Source organism: Polaromonas sp. P4_H1 (assembly GCF_056400945.1).
In genome coordinates, this window is record NZ_JBFUKG010000008.1 from 210,162 (window position 1) to 231,500 (window position 21,339).

A 21,339-nucleotide genomic window follows, 5' to 3' on the forward strand; every position below is an offset into this window, starting at 1 on the left:
CGTTCAAGGGCTGAGCTGCGCCACCAGCAGACAGGCATCGAGGCTGAGCGCCTCCACGCGCAAGGCGCCCGCCAAGCCATGGAAATGCAGGCCTTCGCCCAGCCCCACATGCTGCTCGATAGCCGAGGCCGCACGCGTGCCGCGAAACGACAGGCTGAACTCCCCCAAGGCCACCAGCACCACCAGGGCGCCGCTTTCAGCCAGCGACAGCTCGGCGCTGCTCCGGTGGGCGCTGACGGCGGCCGTTGCCTGGCCGCGCCGCGTCATCACATTGAACAGGCGCACCGGGCCCTCGCCCAGCTCGGTGGCCAGCGCCAGCTCGCCGTCGAAGGCATGGCCGTCGCCGAGCCGGGTGAACCGCAAGGCAGCGGCATCGGCGCGCAAGGTGAGCTGCCGGCCATCGGCCAGCAGCGCCTGGCGATCCATGCCGGCAAAGACAGAAAACGGGCCGTCGCGGCGGATGTCCGCCAGGCTGACGCGCCAGTCCCAGCCGCCATCACCCGTCCCGAAGGCGGCGATCTGCCGTGTCTGGCCGCCGCCATTGCGCCAGGGCTCGGCCACCAGGTCCGACACGGCAAAACGGCGCAGCCCCGCGGGCAAAGCGGCGACGTTCATGGCTCAGGCCGCGGCCGATGCAAGCGATGCGACCGGCGCAGCCGGCAGGCCGGCCTGCAGGGCCGGCAGCGCGTCGAAGAGGTCGCCGACCACGCCGTAGTCGGCGATCTGGAAGATGGGGGCGTCCGGGTCCTTGTTGACGGCGACGATGCAGTCGGCGTCCTTGATGCCGGCCAGGTGCTGGATGGCGCCGGAGATGCCCAGCGCCACATAGACCTGCGGCGCGATGGTCTTGCCGGTCTGGCCGATCTGCACGGTGTTGGCGGCAAAGCCCGCGTCCACCGCGGCGCGCGAGGCGCCCACGGCGGCCCCCAGGCAGTCGGCCAACGCCTCGACCCTGGCCATGCTCTCCCGCGAGCCCACACCCCGGCCGCCGGCCACGACGATGTGCGCCCGGCCGAGGTCCGGCCGCGTGCTGGCGGCCGCCTCCCGGCTGAGGAGGCGTGTGCGCGTGTCCGGCGCCACGGCGGGCACCGGGGTGATGGCCACGGCTGATTCGGCGTGGCCCACCGGCTTGAAGCTGCTGGCGCGCACCGTCAGAAAGGTCATCAGCGCGGTCGAGCGGACCTGCGTCAACACGACGCCGGCATAGGCCGGGCGTTCCAGGGTGTCGCCGTCGACACGCGTCACATCCGACAGGTAGGCCGCGTTGCACAGGGCCGCCGCACGCGGCAGCGCGGCGCGCGCGGCCAGGGTGTGCGCAGCGATCACCCAGCCATAACCGGCGGCCATGGCGGCCAGTTGGCGGGCGCGGGTTTCGGCGCCGGGCGACGCGAGCGCGGGGTCATCGGCCACGAGCACCATATCCACGCCGTGCAGCTGCGCGGCCTGGGTGGCAGCGGCCGTCAGGCCGTGGCCGATGAGCAGCAGGTGGACCTGCGTATCAGCGATAGCGGCCAGCCGTGTGGCCGCCTTCACCACGTGGGCGGTAGAGGGGTCGAGTTGCAGGCCGTCGCAGGCCGCCAGGACGAGGATGTTCATCAGAAGACTCCGGGAATTTCAGCGAATGAGCGGACGGGCGAAAGGTTCAGACCGCCTGGAAGGCCGGCAGGCCGCGCAGGCGATCGACCAGCGCGGGCATGCCAGCCAGTCGCACGCCGGGCGCACGCGCCGCGGGCTCGGCCACGCCCAGCAGCTGCACCCAGGGCTGGCCGCTCTCGGCCAGCGAGGCGGCGGGCAGCGTGGTGATGGTGGCTTTTTTCGCCCGCATCATGGCGGGCAAGGTGATGTTGCGGGGATCGCACAGGCGCAGGTCGACGCTGAGCACGGCGGGCAGGCTGAGCGCGAGTTGCTCGGCGCCCATATCGGCATCGGTGGAGACCTGCAACTCGTCCGCTTCAATCGCCAGCCGGTTCACGGCGACGGCCTGCGGCCAGTCGAGCAAAGCGGCCAGCATGGGGCCGGTGGCGCCGAGGTCGTCGTCGATGGCCTGCTTGCCGCAGAGGATGAGGCCGGCGCCCTCCTGCTCGGCCAGGGCGCGGAACAGGCGCGCGGCGCCCAGCGGGTCGAGCGCGGCGGGCGCATCGACCAGGATGGCGGCGTCGGCCCCCATGGCCAGCGCGGTGCGCAGCACGTCCTGCGCGATGGGCGCGCCGCAGGTCACGGCCGTCACGCGGCTGGCGAGGCCCTGCTCCTTCAGGCGCACGGCCTGCTCCAGCGCGACCTCATCGAAGGGGTTGATGGACATCTTGACGCCAGCCGTGTCGACGGCCGAGCCATCGCTTTTGACGCGGACCTTGATGTTGTGGTCGACGACGCGCTTGACGAGAACGAGGATGTGCATGGGATGACTTCAGAAAGGAGGAAGGGAGGAAGGGCCGATCAGGACACGGCGCCCAGGCCGTACTTGCCGACCAGTTGCTGGCCGGTGCGAAAACGCTCCAGTGCGTAAGGCGCGATGTCGACCTCGGTCGCGAGACCCAGGGCCGATTGCGCCAGCACCAGGCCCACGGCCGGCGAGAGTTTGAAGCCATGGCCGGAAAACCCGTAGCCCACTACCAAGCCTGGCACATCGGGCAGGCGGCCCAGCACCGGGTTCCAGTCAGGCGTCACGTCATAGACACCGGTCCATGACGAGGCCACGCCCGCCGTCTCGTAGCTGGGGAAACGCTCGGCCACCTGGGCGCCGACTTCCACCATGTAATCCATGCTGATGTCGCCCTGCTCGTTGTCGGGCTTGGGCAGGGTTTCGCCCACAACGCCCTCGCTGACCAGCATCTGCTTGCCGCCGTAGCTGCGGCAGTACAGCATGCCTGGCGAACCCAGGTCCTTGTAGACCGGCATCTTGAAGGTGTAGGCCTCAGGGCCCTCGAGGGCGAGCACGCTGTGGCGCTCGGGCACTACCGGGCTCGGAATGCCTGTCCAGCGTTCAATGTCGGTGGCCCAGATGTTCTGCGCGCTGATCACCGTGCCGCTGCGGAAGGTGCCCTGCGAGGTTTCGACGCCGGCGACCTTGCCGCCTTCGAGGAGCAGCTTGTGGACTTCCACGCCTTCCTTGATCTTCACGCCCAGCCGGCGGGCGCTGCGCGCAAAACTGGTTGCGACCAGGTAGGCGTCGGCAAAGCCGGCTTCGGGCTCGTAGCCGATCAGCGCCGCATCGTCGAAGCGCGCAATCGGCAACAGGCTGCGGGCCTCGCTTTGCCCCAGGAAGCGTACTTCGATGCCCTGAGCCTGCTGGGCCTCCAATGCCGCGTGCAATGGCGCGAGCTTGGGGCCTTCAGGCGCGGCGATGACATAGCCGCACTTGACCATGCCAGAGGCGGCGTCTTCATCGCCTAGGTAGTTGGCGAAATCATTGAACACCCTCCATGAGGCCTGCGCCATGCGCACGTTTTCAATCACGGAATAGTGGGTGCGCAGAATGCCACTGGACTGCGAGGTCGTTCCCGCGCCGATTTGCGTGCGGTCCAGCACCAGCACCTTGGTGCACCCCAGGCGCGCCAGATGGTAGGCGACCGAGCTGCCGATCACGCCAGCACCGATCACGATGGCATCGAAGTTTTCCATGTCAATTTCCCAGGAGGTTTGAATAGCTGCAAGCGTAAATAGGGCGGCGGCTGCACTTTGGAGATAAACGAAAACTAATTCAAAATATTAGTTTTGCTTCATAAGTTGCTCTTGCAACCATGGAGCGACCACCATCGTCGGGGTACACCATGCGCAGCCAACAGCCGCCTTCTTCGTCCTTGCCCACGCCAACCGCGGCGTCGCCCGACAACGCGCGGCGCGGTCAGGTTTTGCCCGATTTACGGGCGCTGGCAACGTTTGTCACGGTGTGTGAAGCCGGCTCCATGGTGCTGGCCGCCCAGCGCCTGGGCATCACCCAGAGTGCCGTCAGCCAGATGATCCGCGTGTTGGAGGGCAACTATGGCGTGACCCTGTTTGACCGCGAGGTGCGCCCGGCTCGCCCCACGCGCGCCGGCACACGGCTGTTGGACATGGCCGACGGCTTGCTGTCCAGCGCCCGCGCCGTGTCCGAGCAGTTGCGTGCCAGCATCCGCCTGGACCACACCCAGCTGCGCCTGGGCTGTGTGGACTCTTTTGCCGCCACGGTGGGGCCGGCGCTGGTGCATGCGCTGTCCGGGTCGGCGCGGCAGTTGCAGCTCTGGTCGGGCCTGACGCCTGGCCTGAACCAGCAGTTGCTGGCGCGTGAACTGGACCTGGCCATCTGCACCGAAGTCCCGAAGGAGGACCCCCGCATCACCGAGCGCCTGCTGTTCTCAGAAAGCTGGGTGGCCGTGTTTCCGCGCGGCGCGGCGCCGTCGGCACTGGCCGAAGCCCGTGGGCTGAAGGCTGCCATAGCGGGAGACTTGCCGCTGATCCGCTACTCCCAGCGCTCCGTGATTGGCCAACAGATCGAACGCTTTTTGCGCCACCTGGGCGTGGACGCGCCCAGGCGCTTCGAGTTCGATGCCACCGACCCCATGCTGAGCCTGGTCGCCGCCGGTCTGGGCTGGGCCATCAGCACGCCGCTATGCCTGTGGCAATCGCGCGCCTGGCTGGGCCAGGTTGATCTGCTGGCCATCCCCGGCGCCGGCCTGGGCCGCCGCGACTTCTACCTGCTGTGCCGTGAAGAAGAATGGTCGCCGATGGCCGACGACATTGTCCGCATCACCCAAACCGCGCTCAACCACGACACGCTGCCCGCGATACGCAAGAGCATGCCCCAGCTGCCAGTCGATGCCATTCTGGTTTCTGAACCCCCAAAGAGATCGTAAACACGTTCTAAGCCCACCCACCATGACCCACCCATTGTTCACGCTCCACCAGGGCGATGCCCCGCTGCTGATTTCCATCCCGCACCTGGGCACCTTGTTGCCGGATGAAATCGCCTCCGCCTTCTCACCCGAGGCCGGCATCGTCAGCGACACCGACTGGCACCTGGACAGGCTCTATGCCTTTGCCAAGGACATGGGCGCCTCGGTGCTGGGCGCGACGGTCTCGCGCTACGCCATCGACCTGAACCGCCCGCCCCACGGCGAAAGCCTCTACCCCGGGCAGACCACCACGGGCCTGTGCCCCACGGAAACCTTCAAGGGCGTGCCCCTCTACGCCCCGGGCCGCGAACCCGATGCCGCCGAGATCAGCCGGCGCCGCGCCGCCTACTGGCAGCCCTACCACGACGCCCTGCGCGCCGAGCTGGACCGGCTCCGGGCCTTGCACGGCCAGGTGCTGCTGTGGGAAGCGCACTCCATTGCCAGCGTGCTGCCGCGCCTGTTCGAAGGCAAGCTGCCGGACTTCAATTTCGGCACCAATGCCGGCGCAACGTGCTCAGCATCAATCATGGCGGCCGTGCTCAAGCCGCTGACCGAGCCGAACAAATCACATGATTTCTCGTACGTTTTGAACGGCCGCTTCAAGGGGGGCTATATCACCCGGCATTACGGTAATCCAGACCAAAGCATTCATGCCATTCAACTGGAGATGTGCCAAAGCCTATACATGGATGAAGAATTTCCGTTTGCATTCAGACCGGACCTAGCACATCAGGTTCAGCCTCTATTGCAAGTTCTAATCAACGCCGGGCTAGAAGAAATCGCCGTTCGAACGCTGCGAGGCGTCCTGCAAGGTACTCCATCGGATTGAGATCGGGTGCGTACGGCGGCAGAAACGCGATCTGGATGTGCCCGTTCAGACTGTCCAGGTAGTCGCGCACCAGACGGCTGCGTTGCGCCTTCAGGCCATCCCAGATGACAAGCAGCGGCGGGTTTGCCCCTTGGGGGCCCAGGTACGCACTCGAGTTGGGCGTTCGCTGATGCCCGATTCGTCGATGAAGACGATCAGCCGGCCTTCTCGCTGGGCCTTTTTTTGAGCGCGGGCCAAGTGCGCCGCGTCCACTGCCGCATCGCTTCTTCGTCGCGCTCGATGGCGCGCTTTTCGGGTTTTTGCGCGCTGAAGCCCAGGCTGCCCAGGATGCGCCAGACCTGCGTCTGGCCAAAGAGCACGCCGTGCATACGATCGATGACGGCACCCACCCGCTTGAGGGTCCACAACTCGGTTCCGAATCCATGCTCGGTCGGGCTTTGCAGCAGGGCTTTTCGCACAGCCGCCAGCTGCTGCTCATCCAACTGGGCCGGCCGCCCGCGCTCTGGCACGGCTCGCAAGGCATCGATGCCGCCCTCATTGAGCAGCCTTTTCCATGTGTACACGGTTTGCCGCGCCACGCCCACGGCCAATGCCACTTCCGCGCAGCCCTTGCCCGCCAGCAGCATGTGCCCGGCCCGCAAGCGCTTCTTCGCCGCTTCGCTCAATCGCTTTTGCACCATGCCAACATTCTCCAGGATCGTTCCTGGGAGACATAACGCTCGAGTTGCTCGGCGGTTGTCATGTTTTTAGGAAACATCAATAAACAGCATTATTTGGCCATTTTCCCTGTCCTTGGGGTCTCGTTGGGCGGGGGTCAATGCCTGTTTTTCAGGCAGGCGCTGAGGCTCCTCCTTTGCCCAAGCCTTCTTTTTAGCGGCGCCCGACGCCCCCACGCCTGTATTTGCTAACATCTCACTTCATCTTTTGATTGGCTAGTTTTTTCTGAACCCGCTCTGGCTCTCCCATTTCACCGCCACCAGCTGCATCGGCCAAGGCTTGGGCGAGACGCTGGCTTCGCTGCGGGCGCAGCGCAGCGGCCTGAAGCCCTGCGATTTCGATTCGGCTGACCTGCCCACCTGGATTGGGGCCGTCGAGGGCCTGGCCGACGAAGCCTTGCCTGCCGGACTCCAGGCATTCGATTGCCGCAACAACCGGCTGGCCCGGCTGGCCCTGCGGCAAGACAATTTCGAGCAGGCGGTACAGGACGTGGCCGCACGCGTAGGACACCGGCGAATCGGCATCTTTCTGGGCACCAGCACCTCCGGCATCCTGCAGACCGAGCTCGCCTACCGCGACCTGGACCCCGCCACCGGCGCGCTGCCCGCCAGCTTTATTTATGCATCCACGCACAACCCCTTCTCGGTGACAGCCTTCGTGCGCGAGTATTTCCGTCTCGAAGGACCGGCGGTGACGGTGTCTTCGGCCTGCTCTTCCAGCGCCAAGGTCTTTGCTTCGGCCCGCCGCATGATGGCCGCCGGGCTGATTGACGCGGCCATCGTCGGCGGGGTGGATTCGCTGTGCCTGACCACGCTGTACGGCTTCAACTCGCTGGATCTGCTATCGCGCAGCCCGTGCCAACCCTTTGACGCCGCGCGCAAGGGCATCTCCATCGGCGAAGGTGCGGCCTTTGCACTGCTGGAGAGGACGCCTGGCAGTCTGGACGCCAGCGCGGTGCTGCTGCGCGGCGCCGGTGAATCCAGCGACGCGCACCACATGTCGGCGCCGCATCCGGACGGGCTGGGCGCAGTCATGGCGATGCGGCAGGCACTGGCCAGCGCGGGCCTGCAGCCCGGCGCGATCGACTACATCAACCTGCACGGCACGGCCACCCCCTCCAACGACGCGGCGGAGAGCAAGGCCGTCGCCACCGTTTTTGGCGCGCATGCGCTGCCCTGCAGCTCCACCAAGGGGGCGACCGGCCACACGCTCGGAGCCGCCGGTGGCATAGAGGCCGTGATCAGCGCGCTGGCCCTGCAACAGGGCTTCATGCCCGGCGGCGTGAACACCGACAGCGTGGACCCCAGCCTGCCGGTCAACTACCTGCTGGAAAACCGCGATCAGGCGCTGACGCATGTGCTCAGCAATTCTTTCGGTTTCGGCGGCACCAACTGCAGCCTTGTTTTTGGCCGCGCCGGCTGAATGCCGAATACGTGAAACGCCGGATATGACTGCATCCAACCCACCCGCCGCCAACCCGCTCACGGTTTTTGTCGAGGGCATAGGACTGTTAGGCCCCGGTTTTTCCAGCTGGGAAGAAGGCCGCCAGCACCTGGCTGGCCTGGCGCCCTATGCCCCGCAAAAAACCCTGCTTCCCTCGCCAATGTCGCTGCCACCGGCGGAACGCCGGCGTGCCGGTGCGGTCATCAAGGTTTCGTTGGCGGTCGGCCATGAGGCGGTTGACGCGGCCGGACTTAGCGCCGCCGAACTGCCCTCGGTATTCACGTCCTCGAGTGGTGACGGTGTCAATTGCCACGAGATCTGCTCGGCGCTGGCCTCCAGCGACCGGCTGATTTCACCCACCCGCTTTCACAACTCGGTGCACAACGCGGCGTCAGGTTACTGGAGTATTTCCACCGGCGCCATGCCCTCTTCGTCGGTGCTGTGCGCCTACGACGGCAGCTTTGCCGCCAGCTTGCTGGAAGCGATGACGCAGGCCGTCATCGACGACACCCCGGTGCTGCTGGTGGCCTACGACACCGATTACCCGGAACCGCTGCGCAGCAAGCGGCCGGTTCCCGACACGATGGGCGTGGCGCTGGTCATCCGCCCCGGCGCCAGCGCACGCAGCGTGGCCCGCATCACGCTGCAGGGCGGCAACGGCCTGACCACGGCTGCGGCCACTGTGATGAGCGACGCCGGGCTGGAGTTCCTGCGCCAGACCATTCCGGCCGCCCGCGCCTTGCCTCTGTTGCAGGCTCTTGCCCAACAGCAGGCGGCAGCGCTGGTACTGGATTACCTGGAAGGCACGCAACTGGCGCTGGAAGTCGCGCCGCCATGAACAGGCAGCCCCTGAACCGGGACGACATCGCCCGCCGCATTCCCCACCAGGGCAGCATGTGCCTGCTCGACACCGTCACGGCTTGGGACGACAGCCACATCCGTTGCCAGGCCAGCAGCCATCGCGCCCCCGACCACCCGCTGCGGGCTCATGGCCGGCTGGGAGCGGCCTGCGGCGTGGAATATGCGGCGCAAGCCATGGCGGTGCACGGCACCCTGGTGACGGAGGCGGCTGCGGGCACTGTCGGCGGCAGCTCGCCACCGCGCGCCGGCTACCTGGCCAGCATGCGTAGCGTGAACCTGTATGTCGAACGGCTGGACACGGTGCCCGGCCCCCTGACCGTCAGCGCGGAGCGGATGACCGGGGACGCCAACACCGTGCTTTATAGCTTCACGGTGCAGGCCGGAACCCAGACCCTGCTCAGCGGGCGTGCGGTTGTCGTGCTCGATGCGGCCCTCTTGCCGAGCCCCGTCAACAACGGCAGCGGCAGCGCGGGCTGAACCCTCCGGCCTTTCCAGGACACCTTCATGACCCCTCCCCTCAAACGTGCACTTGTCACCGGCGGCAGCGGCGGCATCGGCTCGGCCATCTGCCGGCGCCTGGCGGCCGACGGCTTCAGCGTCATTGTTCATGCCAACAGCCACCTGGCCACGGCGCAGGCCGTGGCGGCCAGCATCGCGGCCGACGGCGGTCAGGCGCAGGCCGTGGCTTTTGATGTCACCGATGCCTCCGCCACGGCGGCTGCACTGGAGGCCCTGCTCGAACAGGGGCCCATCCAGGTGCTGGTCAACAACGCCGGCATCCACGACGACGCCGTGTTCCCCGGCATGCAGCTGTCCCAATGGCAGCGCGTGCTGGATGTGTCGCTCAACGGCTTTTTTCACGTCACCCAACCCCTGACGCTGCCGATGATACGGACCCGCTGGGGCCGCATCATCACCATCACCTCCGTGGCCGCCGTGGCCGGCAACCGGGGCCAGGTCAACTATTCAGCGGCCAAGGGAGCCCTGCACGCCGCCACCAAATCGCTGGCCCTCGAAGTGGCCAGCCGCGGCATCACCGTCAACGCCGTGGCGCCGGGCATCATTGACACGGCCATGAGCAATAGCAGCTTCAGTTCCGACGTCATCGAACGCATGGTGCCGATGAAGCGGGCCGGCCGGGCCGATGAAGTGGCCGACCTCGTCGGTTTTCTGGCATCAGAGCGGGCGGCTTACATCAGCGGGCAGATCATTTCCATCAATGGCGGCATGATCTGACCCCCGAACCAGCAGTTATCCGCTTGACTGTTGAAAAAGACGTGTAAAACTGGCTGATCCAGCGTCAAGGGCAATCACCTCAAGGGGAGAGCACAACGCACCCCATCAAGCCCCCCGGGGCACGCCTGGCCGCGTTGCTCCTCCTTGCAGACATCAGCCTGCGTCATCGTCGCACCTTGCCAACGCACGCCCATGACGGCCCACCCCCGGCGCGTCCAACTGCCGTTTCAGGTCTAGAGGTAAATACCCCATGAAGACTTCCGAACCCGTCCCTACGACGCATGCACCCCATATTCCGCTCACTGATTACTACCAGACAGAGCAGGATAGGCAAGCCTATTTGCGCAAGATCTTTGACAATACCGCTGCGGATTACGACCGTATCGAGGCGATGTTGGCATGGGGCACCGGTTCCCGTTACCGGCACCAGGCCCTGATCCGGGGCGGTTTGCAAGCGGGCATGAAAGTGCTCGATGTGGGCGTGGGAACCGGCCTGGTTGCTGCGCAGGCCTGCCTCTTGGCCGGCGATCCCGCCTTGGTCACCGGGGTTGATCCCAGCCCCGGCATGATGGCAGCCAGCAAGCTGCCCAAGACCATGGTGCTGATGGAGGGCCGGGCCGAATCATTGCCCTTTCCGGACAACCACTTTGATTTCCTGAGCATGGGCTATGCACTTCGCCACATCAGTGACCTGGGTGTGGCGTTTGCAGAGTTTCAACGGGTATTGAAGCCCGGAGGCCGCCTGTGCATCCTTGAAATAACCCAGGCGAAAAGCGGCTTGGGACAGTGGCTGCTCAAAACTTACATGCGGGGTGTGATACCGCTGCTGACACGGTTTATTTCCCGGGAAAAAGATACAGCAACAATCTGGCGTTACTACTGGGACAGCATAGAAGCCTGCGTCCCTCCCGAACAGGTCATGGCCACACTGAGGGCGGCCGGGCTGACGCAGGTCAAGCAACACCTGGAGGTTGGCGTGTTTTCGGAATACCAGGCGATCAAACCCGGGAACGCCAGTTGACGGCCTGCCGCAGGAAGGCAGGCATCATGAACACTGGCTTTGGGACGAACACCGTCACCAGGGGGAGAAGCGCCAGCCCAGCCTGAACCGCCAGCACCCACTGGCTGCGCTCAGCTGCCGCTCCAGCAAAAAACTCCCAGGATTGTTCATGGGCGCCCGAACAAGCGCCTCGCCAGCAACACGGGCAGACGCAGCACAAACCCCAGAAACAGGCGCGAGTGCATCCAGCTCAGCAAGAGGTTGTCGCGCAGGTAGTTGAAGTGCGAGACCCCGCCTTCGTCGGCGCGAAAATATCTGACGGTGGCCGGCAGGTTGACCGGCTTGACGCCGCGCCAGCACATGCGCACCGCCGCCTCGGGGTCAAAGTCAAAACGGCGCATCCAGCGCTGCCCATGCATCACCTCGCGCAGCGGCGCAATCGGGTAGACGCGAAAGCCGAACAGCGAATCGCCAATGCCGGCCCACAGGGTCTCCAGGTTGGCCCAACCGTTCGACAGCTTGCGGCCGTTGACGCGCAGGCGCGGCGCATCGGCCGCGAACACCGGCTCACCCAGCACCATGACGGCGGGCTGGGCGGCGGAGGTGGCCATGAAGTCGGGAATCAGCGGCGCCGGATGCTGGCCATCGGAGTCCATGGTCAGCACATGCGTGAAGCCTTGCGCCGCGGCCAGGTCCAGCCCGTGCAGCACGGCAGCGCCCTTGCCGACGTTGTGCGGCAGCACGATCACCCGCAGGCCTTCATCCTGCGCCGCCATCGCCTGCAGGCCCTCGGCGCTGGCATCGGTGCTGCCATCGACCACCACCCAGACAGGCGTCCACTGCGCGCGCGCCGAACGCACCGTGTCATAGACCTTGGGGCCGGGGTTGTAGCTGGGAATCAGGACAAGATGCGTGCGGGACGCGCTGGGCAACAAAGCATTCATGGACAGGAAAGAAAGATAGAGAAAAAGCGAAAGCGGCCCGGTTCAGGCCGGCGGCGCCTTGGCAGGAAAGTCGGGCAACTGCGCATGCGCCAGCTCCGCCTGGAAGTATTGCTCCAGCTCGCTGACAAAATGCGCCGTATGCTGGGGCGGATCAAACCGCTTGCCAAGCCGGACCCTGTAAGTGATGGGCATTTTAGGCGTCCAGAACACCGACCAGCCTTTGCCCAGAAAAGCCGAATCAGTTTCGATAAACACCGTCTGCACCGGCACGCCGGCATTTTTGGCGATCAGCCCCGTCGTCCCCTGCATCGCACCCACTGGAAACCGGTTGGTGCGCGTGCCCTCCGGAAACAGCAGCAAATGGCTGCCCTGGCGTAAATCGGCAACGCCCAATTGCACCATGGTACGGATCGGCGTGTTGCGGATGTAGCCGGTCAGCCGTGCCCCCGCGCCAAAAAAGACACTGTTGACCAGTTCGGCCTTCATGATGCAGGCCGCATTGGGCAGGCGCGACAAAATCATCACGGCGTCGAGCAGCGAGGGATGATTGGGCGCTATTAACATGGCCGGCTCTCCCTGCAGCACATCAAGCGCGGCCAGGTCAAAGCGGCAGGCCCCCATGAGTACCAGAAAACGCAAGTAACCCCGGGCCAGCAGGTTGACCAGCTTGCGGCCTATCCGCTTGCTCAGCGCGCGCGGCAAGAGCGCGCGCATCGGCAAGGCCAGCAAGGTCACGGTCAGGCAGATCACGCCCAGCAGCGCGAAGCCCAAGTGCAGCCTGATGGTTTCATGCAGGGCCCTGCGAGCGGCGTGCAGCTTGAGGTGTTCGTTCAGCACAGCATGGGGCTTGTGTTCCATAAAGTCAGGCCTGTGGCCGGCCCTAGCGCGCAGCCGTTTCAGCACCCTCTACGACGCGAATGTTGGCCTTGCGCATGCGCATGGCCTGCCACGAGCGTTTGAGATTCCAGGCTGATGCAATGTAGAAAATGCCCTTGAGCACCGCCAGTGACCGCCAGATCGGTGTTTTGCCAAAAATATCGCCGGCCAGCATTGACAGCAACGCTTCTTTCACGCGCCACACATTGCTCGGATCCATGAACATGTCGCGCATGGTCGGGTTGGTCACGCGGTAGATGAACCAGGAAAACTCCTTGGGGCCCAACCGCACCTGCTGGTCAAAATGCGCCAGTGCCGACGCGGCTTTGGCGGGTTCGCGCAGGCAGGTATCGACCGTCTCGGCCCCGACAAAGCCGCCCTGCATCGCCAGCATGACGCCGGACGAAAATACCGGGTCAATGAAGGTGAAGGCATCGCCAATCATCACGTAGTTGGGGCCGTGCGTGCGGTCGCAGGCGTAAGAGAAGTTGCCGGTCGCCTCCACTTCGGAGGCCAGCGTCGCGTGGGCCAGCCGCTCGCTCAGGGCCGGGCACATCGCAATCGTGTCGAGGAAAAAATCCCTGACGGGCGTGGTGCGGCTCTTCAAATAATGCGGCCAGACCACGGCACCGATGCTGGTGAAGCCGTCCGCCAACGGGATCAACCAGAACCAGCCATGCTCGAACCAGAAGATGGTGATGTTGCCTTCGTCCTGGCCCGGATGCCGGCTGGCACCGGTGAAGTGACCATAAAGCGCAGAACTGTTGTGCTTGGGATTGCGGCGTTTGACGTCGAACTGCTTGCCCAGCAAGGTGTCCCGCCCCGAGGCGTCCACCACAAAGCGGGCGCGCCAGTGCTGGACGCGGCCATCCTCGTGCTGCGCATGCACCGTAGCGCTGCCATGGTCGGCCGCAAACGCGACGTCCTTGACGCGGCAGCCTTCAATGACTTCGGCGCCCAGGCGGGCGGCATTGCGGATCAGGATTTCGTCGAACTCGGAGCGCCGCACCTGGTAGGAAAACGGCATGGACTTGTCCCAGGCGTCGCCGAATTTGAAGGTCTGGCTCTTGGCCTCATGCCAGGGCGAGACAAATTCGGCGCCCCATTTCTCCATCCCGATGGCCTTGACGGCATCAGCCACGCCGAGTTTTTCAAACAATGGCAAGTTGGCCGGCAGCAGCGACTCGCCGATGTGAAAGCGCGGATGGTGTTCTTTTTCGAGGACCACCACCTTGTGCCCCCGTTGCGCCAACAGCGCCCCTGCCGTGGCCCCCGCCGGACCACCACCGATCACGAGTACGTCGCATTCGCTCAGGGTTTCCGGGATTGTAGGGGTCGGTGAACTCTGTTCGGTCATTGCGTTCTTTCGTTGGAGTGGGATAGGCATCAATTGCAATGAATTGACGGCATTCCGGCAACCAGGGCAATTTACCACGCATCAAGCACCCCACTTGCCGCACATCACCCAGCCGCCATTGGGTAAAGTGTGTGCAACGCACCATGAACCGCACCCAGCCTGCCCTGAACACCCCGCTGCCGCTGGCAGCACGCCTGCAGGGCCAGGCGAAAAGCTGGTTGCGGGTCGTCCTGAGCCAGTATGTAGCCAATGGCCTCACGGTCTCGCTGGGCCTGGTGCTGATCATGCTGGCCATCTTCGAGGCTGCCGGCCTGGCCGCGGCCTCTACCGCCGCGGTCGGCGTCCTGGTCACCAGCCTGCCGGATGTACCCGCCCCGCGCAAGCGCAAGATCATGCAGATGCTGCCCGCCCCGCTGCTGGGGGTGCCGCTGTTCGTGCTGGTGCAGCTGGTGCGCCAGGACGCGGTGTTGCTGGGCGTGGTGCTGGTAGCCGGCACCTTCCTGGCCGTCATGATGATGGCCTGGGGCAAGCGCGGCGGCCCCATCTGCTTTTCACTGATGTTCGCCATGCTGTTTTCGATGGCCGCGCCACCTGTCGACTCGCTGGAGCAGATCGCCCTGGATGCCGGCTGGTTTCTGGCCGGCGCCGTGCTGTACCTGCTCTGGGCCGTGCTCACCACCCACCTGCTCAACCAGCGCTATCGCACCCAGCTGCTGGCCGAATGCCTGAACAGCTTTGCCCAAATCCTGCGCACCCAGGCCCGGCGTTTCGCCCCGCAGCCCGACCACCAGGCGCTGCTGGCCAGCATGCTGCAGCAGCAGGCAGAGCTGGCAGACCACCTGCAAAACACGCGCGACGTGGTGCTGGAGTCGCCCACCACGCCGCCGCGCCAGCGCCTGGCCGCCATGCTGCTCAGCCTGCTCGAAGCGCGCGACCACCAGCTGGCCTGCGACCTGGACCTCGACATCCTGCTGGACCACAGCGCCGGCACCGCTACCCTGCCGGCGCTGCAGCAGGCGCTCAATGCCACCGCCAGCGGGCTGGAGGCGCTCAGCCTGTCCCTGCTGCTGGGCAAATCAGGCCATGCGATTGACGCCATGGACGACCTGCGCGCGCAGCTGGCCGGCGTGCTGCCGCCGCGCACCGCCCTGCTGAACGCGCTGGAGCCCGATCCGCTGCAAACACAGCTACCCGATACCGTGGCGCTGCTGCACAACATGGCGGACCGCATCGGCCACATCAACGACGAGGCGGTGAAAATTGCCACCCTGGCGCGTGGCGACCTGGCACCCGAGCTGGCGGCCGTGCGCACGCAATGGCAGCTCTTTGTCAGCGCCACCACCTGGTCGTGGAAGCCGCTGCTGGGCCAGCTGACCTGGCGCGCGCCCACGCTGCGCTATGCGCTGCGCGCCACGCTGGCAGTCGGCGCCGGCTACCTCGTGTCCCTGCGCCTGCCCTGGGTGGCGCATGAATACTGGATCCTGCTCACCATCGTCGTCGTGATGCGCGGCAACCTCGCGCAAACCGTGCAGCGCCGCAATGCGCGCGTGGGCGGCACCTTGCTGGGCTGCGGGCTGGTCATGGCGATACTGGCCATCCATCCGGGCGCCCGCAGCATCTTCTTCGTGGTGGCGCTGAGCATGGGGCTGGCGCATGCCTTTGCCCTGCGCCGCTATCTCTTCACCTCCATCGCCGCGACGGTTTCCGGCCTGCTGCAGGCCCACCTGCTGCTGGCCGGCGAGCAATTCACTTTCGCGGTGGGCGAACGGCTGGCCGACACCCTGCTCGGCGCCCTGATCGCCTGGATCTTCAGCTATGTCCTGCCAGCCTGGGAGCGCAACCAGATTCCGGGCCTGGTACGGCGCAGCGTGCAGGCGCAGATCCGGCATGCCCGGCTGGCCCTGGCCCTGCTCGGCGGCCCGCAAACCTCGGACCTGCCCTGGCGGCTGGCCCGCCGTGACGCGTACAACAGCCTCTCGGAGTTGACCCTGGCCACCCAGCGCACCCTGGCCGAACCGCGCCAGGTCAGGCCGCCGCTAGAGCCGCTGGAGGCCCTGCAGGCACGCAGCTACCAGCTGCTGGCCCAACTCACGGCCGTCAAGTCACTGCTCCTGCTGCGCCGCGCGCAACTGGATTTGTCGGTGGCCGGCCCCGCGCTGGCGCAGGCCGCCGAGCATATTGCGGCTGAACTGTCCGGCACCGCAGCTACACCGCAGGCCGTCGAACTCCCGATTGCCGGCCAGCCCTTCCAGCCCCGGCCCGACCCCCTCGTGGCAACCGACCTGACCCCCTGGCTGCTGCGCCGCCTGGCGCTGGCCTGTGCCATGGCGCGGGAGCTGCGGCAGGCGGCGGCCCGTGCACTGGCCTGAAGCAGACCACATTGACATTGATAATGCTGTTTTCAGCAGTATTCAGCACCAGTCAGTATTGAACTGCACGACGTCCTACCAAAAGCATGAGTGAAACCATCCGGGTGACCCCAGAACACACCAATCCCGCCGGGCCGCTGGAGCGCCACACCCCCATGATGCAGCAGTACCTTGGCATCAAGGCCGGGTATCCCGACACGCTGGTCTTCTACCGCATGGGTGACTTTTACGAAGTCTTTTTCGCCGATGCCGAAAAAGCCGCGCGCCTGCTCGACATCACGCTGACGCGGCGCGGCCAGTCGGGCGGCGAGCCGGTGGTGATGGCCGGCGTTCCCTTTCATTCGCTGGAAGGCTACCTGGCCAAACTGATCAAGCTTGGCGAGTCCGTCGCCATCTGCGAGCAGGTCGGTGACGTCGCGACATCCAAGGGCCCGGTCGAGCGCAAGGTAGTGCGCGTGGTGACGCCGGGCACGCTCACCGATACCGAATTGCTGAACGACAAGGCCGAATCGATTTTGCTGGCCGTGCACCAGGGCGCGCGCAACACCTGCGGCCTGGCCTGGCTGAGCGTCACCCAGGGTGAAATTCACCTGGCGCATTGCGCCAATGACGAACTGGAAACCTGGCTGGCGCGTGTCAACCCCAGCGAACTGCTCTACAACGTCGACGTCACGCCGGCGTTTGAACAGCGCCTGAAAACCCAGCGCTGCGCGGCCAGCGCGCGCCCGGCCTGGCAGTTTGACGGGGCGCTGGGCGCGCGCCGCTTGCTCGAACAGCTCAAGGTGGCTTCGCTGGCCTCATGGAATGCGGAAGCGCTGAACGAGGCCCATGCCGCCGCCTCGGCGCTGCTGGGCTACGCCGAACATACGCAGGGCCGCACGCTGCCCCATGTGCAGGGCCTGCAGGTGGTGCGGTCGGGGGAACTCATTGAACTGCCCCAAAGCACGCGCCGCAACCTCGAACTCACGCAAACCCTGCGCGGCGAAGATTCGCCCACGCTGTTTTCCCTGCTGGACACCTGCAGCACCGGCATGGGCAGCCGCGCGCTGAAAAGCTGGCTGCTGAGCCCGCGCCGCGACCGCGCGCAGGCTCAAGCCCGCCTCGAAGCGATTGCGCATTTGCGGGGGGGGCTACAGCAAACCCTGCGCGCCAGGCTCAAGGGCTGCAGCGATGTCGAACGCATCACCGCCCGCCTCGCGCTGCGGCAAGTCAGGCCGCGCGAACTGGTGGCGCTGCGCCAGACCCTGGACAAGCTGCAGCAACAATCAGAGCACGCCGCTGGTGAAAGTACTGGGCTGCCGGAACTGTTGACCCGAATTTTTGAGGATCTGCAGCCCCCGCCAGGATGCACCGAATTGCTGGGCCGCTATGTGCTCGACGAGCCCGCCGCACTGATTCGCGACGGCGGCGTCATCAACCACGGCTGCGACGCCGACCTCGACGAACTGCGCGCCATCCAGACCAACTGCGATGGCTTTCTGCTCGAGCTGGAAGGCCGTGAAAAGGCCCGCACCGGCATTGCCAACCTGCGCGTGCAGTTCAACAAGGTGCACGGCTTCTACATCGAGGTCACGCAGGGCCAGCTCGACAAGGTGCCCGACGACTACCGCCGCCGCCAGACCCTGAAGAATGCCGAGCGCTACATCACGCCCGAACTCAAGGCCTTTGAAGACAAGGCCCTGTCGGCGCAGGAGCGCGCACTCGCACGCGAAAAGTGGCTGTACGAGCAGTTGCTCGACCAGTTGCAGGCCTTCATTCCCGCGCTGAGCCGCCTGGCGCGCGCCCTCGCCTCGCTCGACGCCCTGTGCGCGCTGGCCGAGCGCTCGCTCACGCTGAACTGGGCCGCCCCGGTGTTTGTGAAGGAACCCTGCATCGACATCACCCAGGGCCGCCATCCGGTGGTTGAAGCGCGGCTGGCGGAAACCGGTGGCGGCTCCTTCATCGCCAATGATTGCAGCCTGAGCGGCAAACACCGCATGCAGGTCATCACCGGCCCCAACATGGGCGGCAAATCCACCTATATGCGCCAGGTCGCGCTGATCGTGCTGCTGGCCAGCGTGGGCTCCTACGTGCCGGCCGCCCGTTGCCGGCTCGGGCCCATAGACGCCATCCACACCCGCATCGGCGCCGCCGACGACGTGGCCAACGCGCAGTCCACCTTCATGCTCGAGATGACCGAGGCGGCGCAAATCCTGCACACCGCCACGCCGCATTCGCTGGTGCTGATGGATGAAATCGGCCGCGGCACGTCCACCTTTGACGGCTTGGCACTCGCCGGTGGGATTGCCGCCTACCTGCACAACAAGACCCAGGCCTTCACCCTGTTTGCCACGCATTATTTTGAGCTGACCGAGTTCCCCGCGCAGCACCATGGCGCCATCAATGTCCATGTCAGCGCCGTGGAATCGGGGGCGAATATTGTGTTTCTGCACCACATCGAACCCGGCCCTGCCAGCAAGAGCTACGGCATTGCCGTGGCAAAACTCGCCGGTGTGCCCAGCGCGGTGGTCACCCATGCCCGCCACGCGCTGAATGCGCTGGAAACGCAGCAAACCGAAACACGCGCCCAGGTGGATCTTTTTGCCGCTCCGCCAGCAACAGCCGCACCTGAACAAACTGCTCTTGACAGGGCATTGGATACGATAGACCCTGATGCCCTGAGCCCCCGTGAGGCGCTGGATGCGCTCTACCAGCTAAAAAAGCTGTCGGCGCTGGCTTGAATGCGAAATACCAAACCCCTTCACCCAACTGCCATGACTTATTGCACTGCCATCAAACTGAATGCCGGTCTGGTCTTCTTGTCAGACTCCCGCACCAATGCCGGACTCGACCACATCAGCACCTTCCGCAAAATGATCGTCTATGAAAAGGCCGGCGACCGTTTCATGGTGCTGCTGACCGCCGGCAACCTGTCGATTTCGCAATCGGTGCGCGAGATTCTCCAGATCGAGCACATCAAGGACGCCGAAACCGGCGAATCCATCACCATCTGGAACGCCAAAAGCATGTTCGATGCCGCCCGCGTGCTGGGCTCGGCGATACGCCACGTCTATGACCGCGATGCCGACGCCCTGCGGAAAGCCGATGTCGATTTCAATGTCTCGCTGATCTTTGGCGGCCAGATTCGGGGCGAAGGCATGCGCCTGTTCCAGATGTACTCGGCCGGCAACTTCATTGAAGCGACGGGTGAAACGCCTTACTTCCAGGTGGGCGAATCGAAATACGGCAAGCCGGTTCTCGACCGCGTCATCACCCCCGAGACGCCGCTGGCGGAAGCCGCCAAATGCGCGCTGGTGTCGATGGACTCGACCATGAAGTCCAATCTCTCGGTGGGCATGCCGCTGGACCTCGTGGTGTATGAGGCTGACAGCTTCCAGAGCGACAAGGTGGTCTGCATCGACAGCAGCAACCCCTATTACTCGATGCTGCACAACAACTGGGGCAGGAGGCTGCGCGAAGTGTTCGACAGCATTGAAGACCCGGTATGGGACGACGCGCACACAGACATTCCCCTGAAAATGCCGGCAAGCCGCCATGACCCGCTCAAGAAAATCAGCGGTCCCAACGAAAAGCTGATTTAAACCCGTGCCGTCTTCTACCTCCTCTCCCTCCTCTCCCTCCTCGACCTCGTCTACCGCCCCCGCCAAAGCCCTGGTCATCTTCTCGCACGGCAATAGTTTTCCCGCCAGCACCTATGGCGTGCTGTTCAAGAGCCTCAAGGCCCGCGGCTTTCAGGTCAAGGCGATTGAAAAATTCGGCCACGACCCGCGCTACCCAGTCACCAGCAATTGGCCGCACCTGGTGCAGCAGCTTGCCGACTTCACCAGCCAGGAGGTCGAAAAGTCCGGCCAGCCCGCTTTCCTGGTCGGCCACTCGCTGGGCGGTTTTTTAAGCCTGATGTGCGCGGCGCGAAACCCGGTGCTGGGCGGCCTGCCCGTGCAGGGAGTGCTGATGCTTGACTCGCCGATTCTGGGCGGCTGGCGCGCCACTGCGCTCAGCGTAGCCAAGCGCGCCCAGCTGGTGGGCTCCATCTCGCCGGGCGCCATCAGCCGCAGGCGCAAACAGCAGTGGCTGGGCCGCGACGAAGTGCTGGCGCATTTCCGCAGCAAAAAAGCCTTTGCCCAGTGGGATGAGCAGGTGCTGATTGACTACATCGAGCACGGCACACACGATGCCGACACGGGCACCGGCAGCCAGCGCCTGCTGAGCTTTGACCGCGATGTGGAAACCAGCATCTACAACACCCTGCCCGACAACCTGGAGAGCCTGCTAAAAGCGCATCCACTCAAATGCCCGGTCGCCTTCATCGGCGGGCGGCAGTCGGCCGAGATGAAACAGGTCGGGATGGCCATGACGGAGAAGGTGACGAAGGGGCGGATCATGATGCTTGATGGCAGTCATCTGTTTCCCATGGAGAAGCCTGAGGCTACGGCGGCGGCTGTCGAGGCGGCTCTGCGGAATTTTGCTGATTAACTGTCTGGGTTGGGGTTGCTGAGGCTTGCTGGCCGGGGGGAGCCCGGCGGCTCGTCACTTTATTTTGTCTCGCCAAAATAAAGTAACCAAACAAAAGGCGACCCTGCTGTCTGCGTCCCTGCGCTTCGCTGCGGGCAGCCTGCGGTGCTTATATGGACGCCTTCCGTGAGGCAAGTGCTGATTGGAAGTTCTGGCCGGGCGGATTGACTGCTTGCTTATATCCGGCCTTTTCGTTGCAAAGCGGCTTTCAGAACCCTCGCCTTGCTGGCCCCTATGGTGATTCGCGAAGTCGGGGCTTATCTCGGTAAAGGACTTCGCCCCAGGCGTGTCCAAGCACCGCACCAGCTTTACCGACCCACGGTC

Annotated in this window: 18 protein-coding genes and 1 pseudogene; 11 read left to right on the forward strand and 8 right to left on the reverse strand. The window is 65.1% G+C overall.

Going from position 1 to position 21,339, the window contains the following annotated elements:
• Window positions 1-3 precede the first annotated feature (3 nt).
• Genes AC1DS5_RS12660 through AC1DS5_RS12675 form a run of 4 tightly spaced genes read right to left on the reverse strand, consistent with a single transcriptional unit; the run spans window position 4 to window position 3,621 of the window.
• On the reverse strand, window positions 4-615 hold the full coding sequence (locus AC1DS5_RS12660) for a HutD/Ves family protein (protein ID WP_477718609.1): 612 nt from the start codon (window positions 613-615) through the stop codon (window positions 4-6).
• A gap of 3 nt (window positions 616-618) precedes the next feature.
• Window positions 619-1,596 carry an electron transfer flavoprotein subunit alpha/FixB family protein gene (locus tag AC1DS5_RS12665; RefSeq protein ID WP_477718610.1) on the reverse strand — a complete coding sequence of 326 codons (978 nt, stop codon included), beginning with the start codon at window positions 1,594-1,596 and terminating at the stop codon, window positions 619-621.
• A gap of 46 nt (window positions 1,597-1,642) precedes the next feature.
• Window positions 1,643-2,398, reverse strand: coding sequence for an electron transfer flavoprotein subunit beta/FixA family protein (locus AC1DS5_RS12670; RefSeq protein WP_477718611.1), 756 nt, complete (start codon window positions 2,396-2,398; stop codon window positions 1,643-1,645).
• 38 nt (window positions 2,399-2,436) lie between these two features.
• Entirely contained in the window at window positions 2,437-3,621 is a 1,185-nt protein-coding gene (locus AC1DS5_RS12675; protein ID WP_477718612.1) for an NAD(P)/FAD-dependent oxidoreductase, read from the reverse strand.
• 149 nt (window positions 3,622-3,770) lie between these two features.
• On the opposite strand from AC1DS5_RS12675, the gene AC1DS5_RS12680 reads away from it, so the two are divergent.
• Entirely contained in the window at window positions 3,771-4,832 is a 1,062-nt protein-coding gene (locus AC1DS5_RS12680) for a LysR family transcriptional regulator (RefSeq protein ID WP_477718613.1), read from the forward strand.
• Between the two features lie 22 nt (window positions 4,833-4,854).
• The gene (hutG, locus tag AC1DS5_RS12685) at window positions 4,855-5,700 is read left to right on the forward strand and encodes an N-formylglutamate deformylase (RefSeq protein ID WP_477718614.1); all 846 of its coding nucleotides are present in this window, start codon (window positions 4,855-4,857) and stop codon (window positions 5,698-5,700) included.
• Here hutG and AC1DS5_RS12690 read toward each other — a convergent pair.
• Window positions 5,681-6,380, reverse strand: a pseudogene (locus AC1DS5_RS12690) (IS630 family transposase); the annotation flags it as partial. The gene hutG and the pseudogene AC1DS5_RS12690 overlap by 20 nt on opposite strands.
• 262 nt (window positions 6,381-6,642) lie before the next feature.
• Here AC1DS5_RS12690 and AC1DS5_RS12695 point away from each other — a divergent pair.
• The 5 genes from AC1DS5_RS12695 (at window position 6,643) to AC1DS5_RS12715 (ending at window position 10,978) form a co-directional block, all read left to right on the forward strand.
• On the forward strand, window positions 6,643-7,839 hold the full coding sequence (locus AC1DS5_RS12695; protein WP_477718631.1) for a beta-ketoacyl-[acyl-carrier-protein] synthase family protein: 1,197 nt from the start codon (window positions 6,643-6,645) through the stop codon (window positions 7,837-7,839).
• A 25-nt stretch (window positions 7,840-7,864) separates the two neighbouring features.
• Window positions 7,865-8,698: a beta-ketoacyl synthase chain length factor gene (locus AC1DS5_RS12700; RefSeq protein ID WP_477718615.1), complete on the forward strand. Its 834-nt coding sequence runs from the start codon at window positions 7,865-7,867 to the stop codon at window positions 8,696-8,698.
• Window positions 8,695-9,198, forward strand: a complete 504-nt coding sequence (locus AC1DS5_RS12705; protein WP_477718616.1) for a hotdog family protein — start codon at window positions 8,695-8,697, stop codon at window positions 9,196-9,198. The genes AC1DS5_RS12700 and AC1DS5_RS12705 overlap by 4 nt, the downstream gene beginning before the upstream one ends.
• 27 nt (window positions 9,199-9,225) lie before the next feature.
• Window positions 9,226-9,957, forward strand: a complete 732-nt coding sequence (gene fabG / locus AC1DS5_RS12710) for a 3-oxoacyl-ACP reductase FabG (RefSeq protein WP_477718617.1) — start codon at window positions 9,226-9,228, stop codon at window positions 9,955-9,957.
• A 250-nt stretch (window positions 9,958-10,207) separates the two neighbouring features.
• Window positions 10,208-10,978 carry a class I SAM-dependent methyltransferase gene (locus AC1DS5_RS12715; protein WP_011484214.1) on the forward strand — a complete coding sequence of 257 codons (771 nt, stop codon included), beginning with the start codon at window positions 10,208-10,210 and terminating at the stop codon, window positions 10,976-10,978.
• A gap of 146 nt (window positions 10,979-11,124) precedes the next feature.
• On the opposite strand, the gene AC1DS5_RS12720 is transcribed toward AC1DS5_RS12715, so the two are convergent.
• From AC1DS5_RS12720 to AC1DS5_RS12730, 3 genes are read right to left on the reverse strand one after another with little or no spacing between them, the layout of a single operon-like run.
• Window positions 11,125-11,901, reverse strand: a complete 777-nt coding sequence (locus AC1DS5_RS12720; RefSeq protein ID WP_477718618.1) for a glycosyltransferase family 2 protein — start codon at window positions 11,899-11,901, stop codon at window positions 11,125-11,127.
• A 42-nt stretch (window positions 11,902-11,943) separates the two neighbouring features.
• Window positions 11,944-12,759 carry a lysophospholipid acyltransferase family protein gene (locus AC1DS5_RS12725; RefSeq protein ID WP_477718619.1) on the reverse strand — a complete coding sequence of 272 codons (816 nt, stop codon included), beginning with the start codon at window positions 12,757-12,759 and terminating at the stop codon, window positions 11,944-11,946.
• A gap of 22 nt (window positions 12,760-12,781) precedes the next feature.
• Window positions 12,782-14,134: an NAD(P)/FAD-dependent oxidoreductase gene (locus tag AC1DS5_RS12730; RefSeq protein WP_477718620.1), complete on the reverse strand. Its 1,353-nt coding sequence runs from the start codon at window positions 14,132-14,134 to the stop codon at window positions 12,782-12,784.
• A gap of 143 nt (window positions 14,135-14,277) precedes the next feature.
• On the opposite strand from AC1DS5_RS12730, the gene AC1DS5_RS12735 reads away from it, so the two are divergent.
• The 4 genes from AC1DS5_RS12735 to AC1DS5_RS12750 all read left to right on the forward strand — a co-directional run bounded on the left by AC1DS5_RS12735 (window position 14,278) and on the right by AC1DS5_RS12750 (window position 20,976).
• Window positions 14,278-16,503, forward strand: coding sequence for an FUSC family protein (locus AC1DS5_RS12735; RefSeq protein WP_477718621.1), 2,226 nt, complete (start codon window positions 14,278-14,280; stop codon window positions 16,501-16,503).
• A gap of 86 nt (window positions 16,504-16,589) precedes the next feature.
• On the forward strand, window positions 16,590-19,223 hold the full coding sequence (gene mutS / locus AC1DS5_RS12740; RefSeq protein WP_477718622.1) for a DNA mismatch repair protein MutS: 2,634 nt from the start codon (window positions 16,590-16,592) through the stop codon (window positions 19,221-19,223).
• A 33-nt stretch (window positions 19,224-19,256) separates the two neighbouring features.
• Window positions 19,257-20,084: a proteasome-type protease gene (locus AC1DS5_RS12745; protein WP_477718623.1), complete on the forward strand. Its 828-nt coding sequence runs from the start codon at window positions 19,257-19,259 to the stop codon at window positions 20,082-20,084.
• A gap of 70 nt (window positions 20,085-20,154) precedes the next feature.
• The gene (locus tag AC1DS5_RS12750; RefSeq protein WP_477718632.1) at window positions 20,155-20,976 is read left to right on the forward strand and encodes an alpha/beta hydrolase; all 822 of its coding nucleotides are present in this window, start codon (window positions 20,155-20,157) and stop codon (window positions 20,974-20,976) included.
• Window positions 20,977-21,339: the final 363 nt, after the last annotated feature.

Coding starts and splice junctions, on each gene's coding strand:
- AC1DS5_RS12670 (WP_477718611.1), bottom strand. CDS start 2,398: ATGCACATCCTCGTTCTCGTCAAGCGCGTCGTCGACCACAACATCAAG.
- AC1DS5_RS12735 (WP_477718621.1), top strand. CDS start 14,278: ATGAACCGCACCCAGCCTGCCCTGAACACCCCGCTGCCGCTGGCAGCA.
- AC1DS5_RS12725 (WP_477718619.1), bottom strand. CDS start 12,759: ATGGAACACAAGCCCCATGCTGTGCTGAACGAACACCTCAAGCTGCAC.
- mutS (WP_477718622.1), top strand. CDS start 16,590: ATGAGTGAAACCATCCGGGTGACCCCAGAACACACCAATCCCGCCGGG.
- AC1DS5_RS12665 (WP_477718610.1), bottom strand. CDS start 1,596: ATGAACATCCTCGTCCTGGCGGCCTGCGACGGCCTGCAACTCGACCCC.
- fabG (WP_477718617.1), top strand. CDS start 9,226: ATGACCCCTCCCCTCAAACGTGCACTTGTCACCGGCGGCAGCGGCGGC.
- AC1DS5_RS12660 (WP_477718609.1), bottom strand. CDS start 615: ATGAACGTCGCCGCTTTGCCCGCGGGGCTGCGCCGTTTTGCCGTGTCG.
- AC1DS5_RS12730 (WP_477718620.1), bottom strand. CDS start 14,134: ATGACCGAACAGAGTTCACCGACCCCTACAATCCCGGAAACCCTGAGC.
- AC1DS5_RS12705 (WP_477718616.1), top strand. CDS start 8,695: ATGAACAGGCAGCCCCTGAACCGGGACGACATCGCCCGCCGCATTCCC.
- AC1DS5_RS12745 (WP_477718623.1), top strand. CDS start 19,257: ATGACTTATTGCACTGCCATCAAACTGAATGCCGGTCTGGTCTTCTTG.
- hutG (WP_477718614.1), top strand. CDS start 4,855: ATGACCCACCCATTGTTCACGCTCCACCAGGGCGATGCCCCGCTGCTG.
- AC1DS5_RS12720 (WP_477718618.1), bottom strand. CDS start 11,901: ATGAATGCTTTGTTGCCCAGCGCGTCCCGCACGCATCTTGTCCTGATT.
- AC1DS5_RS12675 (WP_477718612.1), bottom strand. CDS start 3,621: ATGGAAAACTTCGATGCCATCGTGATCGGTGCTGGCGTGATCGGCAGC.
- AC1DS5_RS12715 (WP_011484214.1), top strand. CDS start 10,208: ATGAAGACTTCCGAACCCGTCCCTACGACGCATGCACCCCATATTCCG.
- AC1DS5_RS12700 (WP_477718615.1), top strand. CDS start 7,865: ATGACTGCATCCAACCCACCCGCCGCCAACCCGCTCACGGTTTTTGTC.
- AC1DS5_RS12680 (WP_477718613.1), top strand. CDS start 3,771: ATGCGCAGCCAACAGCCGCCTTCTTCGTCCTTGCCCACGCCAACCGCG.